Origin of the sequence: Sphingobacterium corticibacter (assembly GCF_003076635.1) — a bacterium.
Taxonomy (GTDB): Bacteria; Bacteroidota; Bacteroidia; order Sphingobacteriales; family Sphingobacteriaceae; genus Sphingobacterium; species Sphingobacterium corticibacter.
In genome coordinates this window covers 66792-80588 of record NZ_QDKG01000008.1, presented here as the reverse complement: position 1 = coordinate 80588, position 13797 = coordinate 66792, and the positions used below count along the sequence as shown (strand labels likewise).

Sequence of the window (13797 nt, the reverse complement as noted above, 5' to 3'; positions counted from 1 at the left end):
CTAATATACTAACAATAAACTACCGCGAATAGTTTATTCATTAAAGTTTAACACTAGCAACATCTACAAGTAATATTCAGAAGGTAGATTTATAAAATACGCTTACAGCCTATGATAAAAGTTGCGCTATTTGCAGAGATCCTGATCAAAGACTTTGATGGAGCCGCTCGTACATTTTTTCAGCTCATCGACCGCATAGACCGGAACGAGTTCTCTTATCTATTCGTCTATGGGAATGGCCCGGAGCAATTTAGAGATTTCAAATCTGTAAAAACTCCGCGATTACGCCTTCCAGTCAATGACGATTATTCTCTGGCACTACCTGCTTTGACGAAACAGCATCTTTACACCCAACTAGATGAGTTTGCTCCTGATGTTATTCACATCACCACGCCATCGGCATTGGGCTTCTTTGCATTGCGCTACGCGCAAAAAAGAAATATTCCGGTGATCAGCATTTATCACACTCATTTCTTAGCTTACATCCCCTATTACTTTAAGAATTTGCCTTTTTTGGTAAAACCCGTCATGAATTGGATGGCTGGAGCGATGCTCCGTTTTTACAATAGCTGTGATAAGATTTATGTGCCCACTCCAAGTATGCTGCGCAGCTTAGAACAGATTGGCATCAATCCAAAACACATGAAGCTATGGCAACGCGGTATCAATGTAAAGCTGTTTAACCCGGCACATCGTGATTGTAAATTTATCCAGAAGGTAACGGGGAATAATCGTAAAAATATCTTGTTCGCCAGTCGACTAGTCTGGGAGAAAAACGTACAAGCACTGATAAGCTTGGCCTGTCTAATTGATACGCAATCACTACCATATAATCTAATTATTGCTGGCGATGGGCCAGCCATGAAAGATATGCAGCGGCAAATGCCTTATGCTTACTTTTTGGGCAAGCAACATCACGAAGCTTTAGCTACTTTATACGCATCGGCCGATATATTTGTTTTCCCATCGATCTCAGAAACCTATGGCAACGTGGTCACCGAAGCAATGGCTTCTGGTTTACCCTGTGTGATTGCTAATGGTGGTGGCAGTGCCGACTTAGTTTCACACGGAATAGACGGGTTTAAATGCGACCCGATGAATCCAGAAGAATATCTACGCTACATCAGGAAACTCTTAGAAGATCCGGAATTGCATGGCCAGATCCGTGCTAACGGATTGGCAACAGTGCAACAACTGAACTGGGACACGTTGGCGAATCGATACTTTGATGATGTAGCGCAATTGGCCGGTAAAAAAGAGGCTAAATGGATAGGAAAAGCTAGTTAATGCATATTATCAAGTATATCATCATTATCACAGTCTGTTTTTGCATGGTACTGTTCCTGTATCAAACAGATTTCAGATCCGTCTTCGGCACGTTATCGGTAGTAGGATTTCGTACTTTGCTAGTTTTTCCGCTTACGGCATTCGCCTACTACCTGGGCACCTTATCGTGGCAAGTGCTATTGGCCGACGGCTCAAAAAAAATAAATACCTTTCGGTTGTTCTTCATCCGACAAGTTGGGGAGACAGTCGGGCTTTTTAATCCTACCAGTATAGTCGGTGGAGATCTGACCAAAGTATATTATCTGCAGAAATACCAAATCAGCGAACGTTCGGCCGTGAACTCGGTCGTATCCGCCCGTATGACGATGATATTATCTCAAATATTATTAGCGACTATCGCACTCATCTGGCTGCTATATCAAACTGGAGAAACGGACTGGATGACAAATACACGACCAGCACTATATATCTTGCTATTCTTGCTATGTACGGTACAGATCGGATTATTCTACTGGATCTATCGTCCGTATGATGCGACACCTTCTCTGGTACAAGAAGCCGCAGCAACTAGTAGAATTGATCGATTTAAAAACAAAATGCTGCTGACATTATCCGATTTAAAAACAACTGTTAGAGCAGATCGGAAAGCATTTTTCTTATCCTATTCTCTTGCCTTGATGCACTGGGTTGTAGGCAGTCTGGAATTTTTTCTGATCTTATCATTTTTGGGAATAGATATCGCGATAATGCAAGCAGTTCTGATGGATATGGGTGTGATCCTAATCAAGAGCGTAGGAGCATTTATTCCCGGTCAAATTGGGGTAGAAGAATTTGGGAACAAGGTGGTACTCGCCGCCATCGGTGTACAAAGTGGAGTCATCTGGTTAAGTATTTCGTTACTACGCAGATTCCGACAATTGGTGTGGGCTCTCATAGGCTGCATCGCTTATTTCTTTTTTAGCAAACAGATCAAACCTCCATACGCCGTCCATGAGTAAATTTTCCGTTCTGTTCGTAAGTCATAAATACCCACCAAGTACCGGCGGGATGGAAAAGCAAAGCTACGAATTGATCACGCGCATGCATCAATATGCAAAGGTGTATGCATTGGTCTATGAAGGATCAGAATCCATTATTCAATTTTTCTGGAAATTAAATAGACGAATCCTAGACTTGGTACACCATCATCCAGAAATTCGTATTATTCATTTTAATGATGGACTAATCGCCAGCCTAGCACTATACCACAGCGGATACGATCATTTGAAAAAAGTGGTCACGGTACACGGCTTGGATGTGGTATTTCCTTTAGGTTTTTATCAGCGTAAGATTCTTCCTCGATTCAATCGTTTCGATCAAATTATTGCCGTGAGCCAAGCTACCGCGCAAGAGATTGTAGCTCGCGGCGTAGACAGCCGTCGGGTACAAGTTGTCAAGAACGGTATTGACCATGAATGGTCGAACGAAAGAACTGTGGGAAAACTCGATGCGCTATTGCAAAAGCATCAGGTACCACTTGGAAAGCAATACTTGGTGCTACTCGGCAGGCCGGTGAAGCGAAAAGGGTTTTCATGGTTTATCAAGGATGTACTTCCGCACCTAGATCCGAAGTATCATGTATTGGTGATTGGTCCTTTTATGCCGAATATTTCCGCCCAAGAACGACTATTTAGCATTATCCCTGCGCGATGGCGGCATCTGTTGATGCTGTTTCTTGGTCACCCTTCCGATCTGCAAGCGTTGAGAACTTTGCTGCAACATCCTGCCTATTCGGCAAGAGCAAGTTATTTAGGCAAAATTTCGGCAGATGCGCTTCAAATTGTTTTGAGCGAAGCGATGGCCTTTATGATGCCCAATATTTCTGTACCTGGCGATATGGAAGGATTTGGCTTGGTCTGTCTGGAAGCCAGTAGTAACGGCGCCATCGTATTCGCGGCCGAAATCGAAGGTATTACAGACGCCATTCAACATGAGAAAAATGGATTTTTGGTCAAATCGGGAAATCCCGCTGCCTGGATAGAAAGCCTCGCTCGCTTGGATAATAACACGCAAGATATTCCAACGCTACGCAAACAGTTTCGTGATTACACCTTGGCACAGTTTAGCTGGGACAAAATGGCGGAAGGATACTTCGGCATCTTCTGTTCACTGCTTGAAGAGCAGGTAACAAAAAACTCCTGAACGCATATAAACGATCAGGAGTTTGAATATCTGATAAGATTAAGTGGTTTACTTATTCTTTCCGAAGCCTAAGATTTCAAAAACGATTTTGAAAGCGATAAGCGACGCGATAACGATAGCAATATTGGCAATCCAAGAGAACAAAGATCCAAACTGATCTAGCGCTACAATCACATCAGGTACAAAACGGATAAAAACACCGATCAAACCAATGATGATGGCGAAGGTCAGGGTTACATAATATTCTGTACGATTTGCATTATTGTCGGTCGTCTTTGCCGGCCTTTCAAACACTGTATTTTCCATAAAATTGTTGATCTCTTTTAAATACGTCACAAATGTACGAAAGTCTGCATCCGATTGAAAATAAATTTCAAAAATATCGTTGTATAGTTCCGTTTTTTATTTTAAAGTTTTCAGGAAAAAGCTGTATCGTTTGAATACTAAGCTTTTATAAAGATTATCAAAAAAGTCAGGTAACGATTTGGTAACGGTGCTTATTGCTTTGCTTCTCAACGTGTTTCCGTTCGCTCAATACAAAAATATAAAAAATAATGTATCAATTCTATTTATTTTTAGACATCAGAAGTTGAATAGAAATTACCTATTCTTCACAATTAAATGAATTTAATTGTGAAGAAAGCAAACGTTAATCCTTAACAAGCTCTGGTTTTTGTAATATCTTATTTGAAGATTTAGTAATCTTTACTGATTTTATAATGGGAGGAGTGTCTACTATATAAGATAATAAATGCTCAGCCCAAGCTTTAGATAATAAAGGAGGAACTGCATTTCCAACTTGCACATAATAATTTCTTTGAGTCTTTGAAACCAGCTGGAAATCATCAGGAAATGACTGAAATCTTAAACCTTCACGAATAGTAATCATTCTATCTTCTTCATAATGGATATTACAGCCAATATTAGGACGATTGAAGTGAGTATTTATAGTATAATTAGGTTTTTCAGGATCAAGTCTACCATAAGTTGTTGTTCTTCCACCTGTACTCTTGAAATACATAATTCTTTTTGTTGAAACACTATCAGGGATATCCATATAATTACCTCCTGGTTTTACGTGACTAATAATCTCTTTATCAGTTGGACTAGAATAAGGAATTATATGCAAAGTTGTGTTTTTTGCATTTCTACGCATTAAAGCCTGATATGGATTATTTGGTTGGTGTTTGTATTTGGTTTCTCCGTTTTCTGTTGGAGAATCTAAATCCGATATTGCTTCAAAAGATGTAATCCATTTATTTTTTCCTTCTTCATTCTCAAAATGAGTTTGAGAAGGTGCAGAAATATCAATTCCCATTTTGTTGCCAATTATAAATACTCTTTTTCTTCGTTGAGGAACACCATAATCAGCAGCATTCAGAGTATAAATATTTATGTGATACCCAATATCCTCAAATGCTTTTTTTAAATTGTCAATTACTTTTGAGCCGTCAACAGCTTTAGAAGATTTAATGCCTGTTACATTCTCAAAAAGGAATATTTTCGGTTGAACTTTATTTACAACATCTAAATAGGAATATACCAATGAAGACCTATCATCGTTAGGGTCTCTTTTCCCAATTCCTGAAAAACCTTGACAAGGCGGACCACCAATTATAATGTCAGCACTTGGAATTGTGTTTAAATCAATTTTTGTAATATCTTCATTTACTATATGGTCTCCGATGTTCAATTTGTAAGTATCACAAGCATCCTTTAAAATATCATTTGCCCAAATTACTTCATAGCCAGCCTGTTTAAAACCTAAATCTAAACCTCCGCATCCTGAAAATAAACCTATTACTTTAGTCTTATTTTTTTTCATAATCTTCTGTCTTCTACTAGGTCAGCTAAAAATAGTTCAAAAAAGGTGGTCATCTCTGTACTTGAATTAAACCCTAAATTATTCTTGGAAAAAATAATTTTTGAAACCTCTTCATCTAATAATCTTCTTGGTGTAGTTAAACCTTCATCTCCGCTTACTGATACATTTAAATTGTTGAAATTTTCAAAAGCAGTTACAACAGAATCAATTTCAACTTTTGTTAGTTGTCTCAAGTCAGGAACTTTTAATTCATTAATATGAAAACCTTCCAATTTTCTTAAACCCTCTTGATTATTGGAATGAATTTCAAATTGAATTTGACCAAAACAAGAATTTAAGAAGGCTGTGATAAACTTAATCTGGCTTTCGCTCGAGATTAAAGTATCGGAATTCCCATTTTGAAATCCAGAGAGATAAAAGAAATTAGTAGAAAGAACTACTGGTGTCGAAAAAGGATTGTAATAACAAGTGTGTTTAGTTCTTTCAGCTCTAGGAATAAGAATATCAAATGAAACCTTATTTCTGAATGCCGCATTTACAATTTGTTTCCACTTGGCTGAATTCGCTGTATTATTAGTTGAAAATATTGAATTGAGTGAACTATCTGCTTGATGATTAGCGGTTAATCCATTTGGTGTACTGTCATCGTATTGAGCAGGGAAATGGATTGCAGGTTCTTCTTCTAAATTCGTTTGTTCTAAGATTAATCTTCGGGCACTTCTGCTGTTTTTAATTCCATACCCTTTATTTGAATTTATAATTCCTGAGTAAGGCGATTGGTTAAAATCAGGAAAGATTATTGCAGAACCACCGCTATTTTCTGCTCCTCCACGTCTTTTGTTTACAAAAAAAGTATCTAATGGCTCTAAAAATGAAAGTGAATCCAAAGTTTGAAATTTATCAGTAGGGTCATTGAAAAACATCTTCCAATTTGCTGACGGGTCAATATTCCTATCTGTAACTTTTAATGTATAATTTGCATTTACAACGGTATTATTGGTAGAGGTAAGTATTGCTTTTATATCATTAGGCCGAGATAGTAAATCAGAATCGATAATTCTCAAAAATTTTATCTGATTAGATGGCTGTTTGCTTAAAACAGTAATTACAGTTGTTACTTTAAAATCTTCAAAATAATTTCTTGGGTATAAAATAACAGATTCAACCTTGTCTAAAATAAATTGCTTTAAATGCTCGCCTTCTTCATTGTTTAAGAATTTAGCCATTAAAATCAATCCAGCCTTACCTTGGGAGTTTAAGTAATGCCAAGAATAATTCACGAAATAAAAGTATAGATTAGGTTGTGATGCAAGTGTAACGAAATTTGTTTGTCCATTGGTTGTTATTGCATTATTCATCAAAGCTTTATCTGCAATTGTTATTGGTGCATCAGGATTATCATTTCTTAGAAAAGGAGGATTCATCAACAAAACATCATAACCAGCGATATTTGGATTTGTAAAAGCATTTCCAGTAATAATATTTGCATTGGTGGAATTATTTACACCAGAAAGATTTTTTGAAACAAGCCGAAAAGTAGCTAATTGAGCTAAAAAAGGGTCAATTTCAATACCATTAACTTGATTTAGTAGTTGATTATGAGATTTAGTTACGGTATTTGAAAGGCTTAAAATATTCAAATAATCGTATGCAGCATCTAATAATGCACCATCTCCAGAACAAGGGTCGATTACAGTTGAATTTTCATTTATAATAGTTACAGTTGCCAATAAAATTGACAACTCCGTATCAGACATTATTTTTCCTTTCTTATGAAGTGTATTTTTGTCATAAACTTTTGAAGTCAATAAATTGAAAATATATTCAGGCAAAGGATTGTCAGAAACTGCTTGTGAGCTATAACTGTTTAAAGCGTGAATTGTATTTTTGAAGTATTGAATAATCGAAGAACTAAAATTTTCAGGAAAAATTCTATCGGTTGAGTTCGGGTGATTAGAAAATACTTGATTAAAATCTAACTGTAATACACGATTGTAGTTATTGGTTAGTTTGGTAATGAAAGTTTGTAGATTATCATTGTCAAGTGGAAAAGTTCGGAAAAAACTTTGATTTGGATTATTCGTTTGATTGTAATAATCTTTTAAATATGCAAAAGCCAATAATCTGAAAAATTCATAAAGTGAGATTTCATCTGCCAAGTCCTTACTTAAAGCTAAACTGTTACTCACACTTTGATAATTCTGAACAAACGTATCAATTATAGGTTGCCAATTGTTTTCCCAATCGGGTTGTATTCGGTTATAAATTATTGGCAAAATTTGTTCAATAGTTGATTGGAACTCAATACTTGTTTGCGTTGCATCTCGATTTTGAGGATTAAAACGAGTGTGTGATTTTGGATTTCCTTTTAGTATGCAAGTTGAAATAGGACCTTGACGGTCTGCAAACAAGATTAATTCCTCAATATTTGTCAAACAAAAATACTTCGGATAATTTGGTTCCCAATAAGGCGAGAAATCAGACACATAAGACCTTGATTGATTTTGAAATCTTTGAGATGTAACATCTCTTGCTGTTTTTTTTACTTCGATAACAAAAATATATCTATTTGAAGATTTTAACTTAATTGCAAAGTCAGGTATGATTGTGCTATTTGGAATGGCAGGATGATGCACTAATTCCATCACAGAATCGTAACCACAATTTATGATTGCATTATTAATAGCACTTTCAACGACAGGATGAAATCCAGTAACTTCATCAGAGTTATACCAAAGGTTTATCATTTTAATTCAAGTATTCTTTTATTTCATTATTTAGATCATCAATCGCTAATGATGAGCTGTTTTTTTCATTGTATTCGTCAATTAGCACCAAATCAATTTTTTTAATTATATACATTTGTCCGTTATCATATCTGCTAGCCTTCATCAATTCTTTTCCAAGTAAATTCAATTTATTTACGGTCTGCTCAGAAAGTTTATTTACGTCAAATACTTTCACCTCTTTAAATTCGTAAAGCTGTATTTTTCTCAAACCATTTCCCTGACTTCTTGAGTTGCTTAGCGTATTCAATCTAGTAAAAGAGGAGTTTAAAATTGCAAGATTAGCTAATTCATTGTCCTTTATATTGAGAATATAAAAATTATCAGAAGATAAAAATTTGTTAGGGTTATAAATGAAATCAATATTGTTTCTTAAATAATAGTTGAAAATAAAATTGCCTGTTGCTTTTAAATTTATTTTATACCAATCTATTTTAGTTCCAATATCTCTTTTAACAGCTACAAATTTTTGTGCAGGCGTTTTTAAGATTTCATTCTTGACTGATTCTAAATACTTTTTAGTTTCATTGGAGATTGATCCATTTATAGCTAAAATATAAGCATTCTCTTTGTTTACAGTATAGGTTTTAATTTGTGAAACATCTTTGACAATTGGTTTTAGTTCGGGAAGCTCATTTTTTGAGAAAATAAAATGGTTATTTACTACTGCCGATGTTCCTCTCTGGATTGGTTGTGAAACAATTGATTTAAGCTCTCTAAATAGGCTGGATTTAAAATTGATTATACTGTGATTATTGAAACTATAAGTCAGTAATTCCTGCTGTTTTAGTTTTATACAGTTTACATTTAAGCCATTATAAGTTCTTAAATCGTTCAAATCATTCAGGGAATAATATGATATAGATTTCTTATGGTTCTTATCTTTTACAAATTTTATCACAGTTGCACCTATTTCTACATTATCAAAGGCACTTTTTTTAAAATGATAAATACTTTCTAATCTTCCAAGTTTTAGGAAAGACTCTTTTAAAAATTTTCCAAAACTACTGTAAAGCCAACTGTCATATATCACGGCAATCATTACACCCCCATTCTTTAAATGCAAAATGGACTTCAATAAAAAGTAGATATATAAATTTGATTGTGATGGAATAGTTGATAACAGTGAAGATACATTGTATCTGATGCTTTCTTTTGAATTTGCCCCATCTGTTAATAGTTCTTGCCTTACGTAAGGGGGGTTTTGGATAACTAGATCAAACTTTTCGCTAACTGGAAAATCAAAGAAGCTACCCTGAATTAAACTTCTATTTGGGCTTTCGTAAAACTTCGTTGTTTCTACAGTGATTAAGTTATTGTCAATTTCAATTCCTTTTAAATTGCATTTAGAAAAGTCTTCAGTCATTGCTTTAAAAAAAGTGTTTGGTCCGATGCAAGGATCAAGTATAAAAGAATTTGGTTTTAATGTGTCTTTCAATAAACCAATCATAAACTTGGCAAGAATTGCAGACGTAAAAACTTGTCCTAAATTTTCATCTTGTTTAGGATCGTTAGATTTTGTTTCGAATTCCTTTGAAAAAAATAATTCCAACTGTTCTTCGAAGGTTTGTACAACCTCTTCTAATTCTTTGTATGGCTCACAGACTGAATTAAGCATTTTTAAGATTTTTATATTTTACTTGTTCCTCGGCTACTTTCAATGCTGATAAAGCGGACTCTTCATCTCTAACAATCGAGTAAACCTTGTTAGCAAGCCACAATGATTCAAGTTCTTTGATTGGCGTTTTAAAGAGTTCATTCAATTTTGTTAAATCTTCTCTTTTTAAGGGTTTCTGGTCATTCTCAACTTTGCTTAGAAAACCTTCTCCAATTCCAAGTTGATATGCAAGCTCTCTTTGTTTAAGACCAGCTTGTTCTCTCAATTCTCTTATTTTCTGCCCAAGTGTCATTGCTTCTTTATGTACTTGTCTAATTTTGGTCAAATATAATGGTATTTTATGAAATCTTGTTTCATAAAAGCTCTTTTGTTCTGAGTGTCGGCTAATGTACTGGAATGGTAGTTAATAGTAACTAACTAAAAACAATAAAATTCATAAATATTTTTCAATTCTATTCTACAATCTCTTCCCTTTCTTCTTTTTCTTCATTCGGTTGGCAAACTGTTCTTCCTCATAATCCTCGCCTTGTGCATCGGGTAACAAGCTAAACAATCCTAAAGCGGAATTAGACGAGTTTTCCTGTGAGAGAAACTCAAAAAGGTCTTTTGTCGGTAGGTTGTCTATTTCATTTGTTTTGGAAACAGGGTTATCCTGTATCTTCAATAAGGGTTTATTTCCATTGTTCCACCAATCCTCAAACATATTTGCAGATAGGTTTCTATCTAAAGCCGAACCGTTCCAAACACTACGGCTTTCGTGGTCAATAAAAGTCATTCCGTAAATTCGTCCTTCGTTATTACGTCTTACAACTATATTAATACCCTGTTCGGTCAATTGTTTTCTAAATTCTTTCTCGTTGTTTGTGGTATGTATGGCAAGTTCCACCGCATTTTTCAGAACAGACCTTGCAGGATTGGTTTTCATTTTCTCTTTTGACTGCTCAAAGTGTTTTTGAAGCTGTGCAACTCCTGCTTCTTTTCCGAAAAGTGATGCTTTGAACGGATTACTTACCTTGTTGCCGTTTTCGTCCAATGCTACATATACCAATCCGTTTACGGTCTGACCATTACGTTCGCCTTTTACTTCTTCCGCTGTAATGTTAAATAATGATAACAAAGCGTTGTAACTACCCATAGTAGAAAAGCTATAATAATTTGGCAGATGCCGTACTATCGAAGCAATCTGGCTCTTGATGTCGCCATTTTTATAATTTACAGGCTTGAAAACTTTATTGGCTTTTTTCTGCTCTTGCTCGGTCGCGACATACAGATTGTATTTCTGTTCCAAATCCCTGCAAATTACCATTGAGCGTGGGTGGTCGTAATCATCGGAAATTTTCTTTCCGTCAATACCTACACAGGTTGAAACGATATGAATGTGCGTGCGGTCAATATCCGTATGCTTGAAAACGATATAAGGTTGGTTACCATATCCCATACGTTCCATATATTCCTGTGCCATTTCTGTAAACTGTTCATCACTTACCGTATCCGAAGGATCTGGGTTCAGTGATATATGGCGAACCGTCTTTTCCGTTTTGATATTTGCTGATAAATACGGTTCAAAGCATTGATTAAAATACGCTGTGGAATACCGACCGTCCACAGTGTCGGGTATTTTGTTCAGCAATAGAACTGCTCCGTTTTCCGTTTCCACTTTCTGCTGATTGTACAAAATCGCTCCGTACATATTGCTTCCCTTTCCGATTTTTGCAATCATAACTTTACTCTTTTTTCAGATACTTTTCTTCAAATTCCTGTGTTAAACGGATAACTTCCTTAGTGACTTTTACCAATTCAATGGTTTCCTTTTCCAATTTAAAAAGGTATGTTCCTGCTTTTTTCTCTGAAAAATTGCGGTACAATATCTTTAAAATCTGATTATAATTTGTTCCGATTGCTCGGAACTGACTAAAAAATCGGGTCAACTTTTCGTGATATTCTATTGCATCCATATCAATTTTGACGGTTTTTACCGTCTTCTGAAAGATGCAGGCTGTGATAAAATGAGCGATTATTTTCATTTCTGACTGGTCAAAGAGGGCAAGAAATTTGGCATTGTCCTCCGCATTCAGGTTGATGGAATACCGATGAACCGCAGGGTCAATCTTTGGTTTCCTTCCTGTTTTCCTAATCTGTTTTCTGTTTTTCTCTTCCATAATAATCCATTTTAATTTTTAAACAAACGAGCGACTTCGGAGCCGTTTCCAGCCCCCTGCAAGGGCAAGTGCTCTTGAGGTACGGAAATTTATTTCGAGGACCTCAAGAGATAACTTGCTCTGAACAGGAGTTCAGAAAAATCCGTTTTGCAAACGGATTCGGGTTAGCAGGGAAACCCCATCGCTTCTACTACAAATTTCGGTAAGACTATTTGAATAACAACTATTTACAATCAAGCCAATGAACGCCAAATAGTGCCTTTGAGTGCCACATTTCTTTAAGTCTATTAGCTTTTATTTCCTTTGTATCTGGTTAGCTGGCTGATTGGTTATGTCCTTAATTAAATAACTGAACAGTAAAAATTCCGACAGCAAATCAGTGTGAATGATTGCAGGCGGATTACAGATTTTTCAGCTAATGAAACAGTTAATTAAGAGTATATAGGTGCATAGCAACTTACATATGTGCTATGATATTTACAACTGACTGTTTAGCTAACTAAATAGTGAATCTGATATAATATTAAAAACGATAGATATGATAGATGAAGAAAACAAAAAACAGCAATCCGAAGCACAAGATTTTTCTTTAGAAAATTTTCTTGGCAGTGAAAAGAAACAACCTGCACAAGAGCAGAACACCTTACCGCATAGTGATGACCTTACTGCGATAGAAATAAGCGAAAAATCTGTAGAAGCAGAAGATACAAAGTCTATTGCAGGTAATGCCAAAAGAACCGTTTCAAAACCAAAGAAGCTGACGAAAGAAGATTATTACGGAGAGTTCTTTAAAATCCCTAAAAGGAATGCAAGCAAAGGCAAATCTGTCTATGTAAGGCAGGAACACCACGAAACATTTAACAGGCTTACAAACATTATGGGTGTCGACAAGCTCACAATTTATGCTTATCTGGACAACATTATCGAGTATCACTTTCAGGAGTTCGGAGAACTGATTAAGGAAATTTATAACGATAAGCACAAGCCGTTGTTTTGATAACGTCCTTTGGTCAGGATGTGTAACTCCCTCTTAAAATTTTTTCCAAAAGAAAAAACAGAAAAAAAAGAAAGCCATTTCAACAAGGCGGACAGGCGGAAAAACCAAAAGGAAACGGAATAAATCCCGAAGGGTGGCAGGGCAATCACACAATAAACTCGGCGAAGCCACTTTTTTGCCCTGCCATTATGCCGTAGTCTTTTGGTTGGGTGGTGCGGTGGCTGTCCGCTTTATCTTTGCTATCTTTTTATTCTTTTTTTAATCAATTCCAATCAAAGAAAGGGTACAAAAAACACGTAAGGGCTAAGGATAGGGTGTTTTTGGTATGCTTTCCTTCATCCGTACAAAACTCTTTTAAATGTGTGAGGGCTTTGGGAGGAAAATTTAAAGTGTTTTCAAGGATTACTTTCCATTCCTATTGTGCCAACATAAGCCAAATACTGCCACATAATGCCAAATGAAAATAATACATTCCTTTGTGTTCTATATTGGGGGGAAATTTTGAACCTATGGCACAAAAATCAATTACCGAAAAAGAGCGTAAAGAAAAAGAGCTATCCGAGAAGAAAAAGAATACTCCTTTTATGCAGGTCGATAAGCATAGCGACCCGATTTCCAATTTCATTGACAACTTTAAACGTCAATTCAAAGATGCAAAGGGTTTAGGTCTGGACAGACTGTTCGGGAGCAAGCGTGTTGAACAACAAAAACAGACTGCCGAACCTGAAAGCATAATAGGTGCAACAAAAACGGTTATGCTTTCGGATTACAAAAACGATGAAAAAAGTCAGACTGTACAGAAAAACAAAAAGCCTGCCTTGAAGATAGACAATACAATCAAAACACAACAGGCTCGCCCGAAAAACAACAAACCAAAGTTGGGATTATAGCCGAGTATTTGACATCTGAACGCCAAACGCTACCTCTGACGTCAACATTGGAAA

Annotated in this window: 12 protein-coding genes; 5 read left to right on the top strand and 7 right to left on the bottom strand. The window is 35.9% G+C overall.

The features are described 5' to 3' along the window. Positions 1-111: 111 nt before the first annotated feature. From DC487_RS16320 to DC487_RS16310, 3 genes are read left to right on the top strand one after another with little or no spacing between them, the layout of a single operon-like run. Positions 112-1287: a glycosyltransferase family 4 protein gene (locus tag DC487_RS16320; RefSeq protein WP_116777044.1), complete on the top strand. Its 1176-nt coding sequence runs from the start codon at positions 112-114 to the stop codon at positions 1285-1287. Further along, positions 1287-2285, top strand: coding sequence for a lysylphosphatidylglycerol synthase transmembrane domain-containing protein (locus DC487_RS16315; RefSeq protein ID WP_116777043.1), 999 nt, complete (start codon positions 1287-1289; stop codon positions 2283-2285). The genes DC487_RS16320 and DC487_RS16315 overlap by 1 nt, the downstream gene beginning before the upstream one ends. Then, positions 2278-3468 (top strand): glycosyltransferase family 4 protein, encoded by a 1191-nt coding sequence (locus tag DC487_RS16310; protein ID WP_116777042.1) that lies wholly within the window; start codon positions 2278-2280, stop codon positions 3466-3468. Before DC487_RS16315 ends, DC487_RS16310 begins: the two co-directional genes overlap by 8 nt. 48 nt (positions 3469-3516) lie before the next feature. Here DC487_RS16310 and DC487_RS16305 read toward each other — a convergent pair whose 3' ends face one another. The 7 genes from DC487_RS16305 to mobA form a co-directional block, all read right to left on the bottom strand. After that, positions 3517-3774, bottom strand: a complete 258-nt coding sequence (locus tag DC487_RS16305; protein ID WP_116777041.1) for a hypothetical protein — start codon at positions 3772-3774, stop codon at positions 3517-3519. A gap of 343 nt (positions 3775-4117) precedes the next feature. Next, a complete protein-coding gene (locus DC487_RS16300; protein ID WP_116777040.1) occupies positions 4118-5293 on the bottom strand; it encodes a DNA cytosine methyltransferase in 1176 nt (391 codons plus the stop codon). Continuing rightward, on the bottom strand, positions 5290-8040 hold the full coding sequence (locus DC487_RS16295; protein WP_116777039.1) for a BpuSI family type II restriction endonuclease: 2751 nt from the start codon (positions 8038-8040) through the stop codon (positions 5290-5292). The genes DC487_RS16300 and DC487_RS16295 overlap by 4 nt, the downstream gene beginning before the upstream one ends. A gap of 1 nt (position 8041) precedes the next feature. Continuing rightward, positions 8042-9697: an Eco57I restriction-modification methylase domain-containing protein gene (locus DC487_RS16290; RefSeq protein ID WP_116777038.1), complete on the bottom strand. Its 1656-nt coding sequence runs from the start codon at positions 9695-9697 to the stop codon at positions 8042-8044. Further along, positions 9690-10022, bottom strand: coding sequence for a helix-turn-helix domain-containing protein (locus tag DC487_RS16285; protein ID WP_207774450.1), 333 nt, complete (start codon positions 10020-10022; stop codon positions 9690-9692). The genes DC487_RS16290 and DC487_RS16285 overlap by 8 nt, the downstream gene beginning before the upstream one ends. A gap of 132 nt (positions 10023-10154) precedes the next feature. Beyond that, positions 10155-11417, bottom strand: a complete 1263-nt coding sequence (gene mobB / locus DC487_RS16280; RefSeq protein ID WP_116777037.1) for a conjugal transfer protein MobB — start codon at positions 11415-11417, stop codon at positions 10155-10157. A 4-nt stretch (positions 11418-11421) separates the two neighbouring features. Then, on the bottom strand, positions 11422-11856 hold the full coding sequence (gene mobA / locus DC487_RS16275; protein WP_116777036.1) for a conjugal transfer protein MobA: 435 nt from the start codon (positions 11854-11856) through the stop codon (positions 11422-11424). A gap of 538 nt (positions 11857-12394) precedes the next feature. On the opposite strand from mobA, the gene DC487_RS16270 reads away from it, so the two are divergent. Together DC487_RS16270 and DC487_RS16265 are read left to right on the top strand one after the other, a co-directional pair. Further along, positions 12395-12853 (top strand): DUF3408 domain-containing protein, encoded by a 459-nt coding sequence (locus tag DC487_RS16270; RefSeq protein WP_116777035.1) that lies wholly within the window; start codon positions 12395-12397, stop codon positions 12851-12853. Between the two features lie 509 nt (positions 12854-13362). Further along, positions 13363-13743: a hypothetical protein gene (locus DC487_RS16265; protein ID WP_116777034.1), complete on the top strand. Its 381-nt coding sequence runs from the start codon at positions 13363-13365 to the stop codon at positions 13741-13743. Positions 13744-13797 lie beyond the last annotated feature (54 nt).

Coding starts and splice junctions, on each gene's coding strand:
- DC487_RS16320 (WP_116777044.1), top strand. CDS start 112: ATGATAAAAGTTGCGCTATTTGCAGAGATCCTGATCAAAGACTTTGAT.
- DC487_RS16315 (WP_116777043.1), top strand. CDS start 1,287: ATGCATATTATCAAGTATATCATCATTATCACAGTCTGTTTTTGCATG.
- DC487_RS16310 (WP_116777042.1), top strand. CDS start 2,278: ATGAGTAAATTTTCCGTTCTGTTCGTAAGTCATAAATACCCACCAAGT.
- DC487_RS16305 (WP_116777041.1), bottom strand. CDS start 3,774: ATGGAAAATACAGTGTTTGAAAGGCCGGCAAAGACGACCGACAATAAT.
- DC487_RS16300 (WP_116777040.1), bottom strand. CDS start 5,293: ATGAAAAAAAATAAGACTAAAGTAATAGGTTTATTTTCAGGATGCGGA.
- DC487_RS16295 (WP_116777039.1), bottom strand. CDS start 8,040: ATGATAAACCTTTGGTATAACTCTGATGAAGTTACTGGATTTCATCCT.
- DC487_RS16290 (WP_116777038.1), bottom strand. CDS start 9,697: ATGCTTAATTCAGTCTGTGAGCCATACAAAGAATTAGAAGAGGTTGTA.
- mobB (WP_116777037.1), bottom strand. CDS start 11,417: ATGATTGCAAAAATCGGAAAGGGAAGCAATATGTACGGAGCGATTTTG.
- mobA (WP_116777036.1), bottom strand. CDS start 11,856: ATGGAAGAGAAAAACAGAAAACAGATTAGGAAAACAGGAAGGAAACCA.
- DC487_RS16270 (WP_116777035.1), top strand. CDS start 12,395: ATGATAGATGAAGAAAACAAAAAACAGCAATCCGAAGCACAAGATTTT.
- DC487_RS16265 (WP_116777034.1), top strand. CDS start 13,363: ATGGCACAAAAATCAATTACCGAAAAAGAGCGTAAAGAAAAAGAGCTA.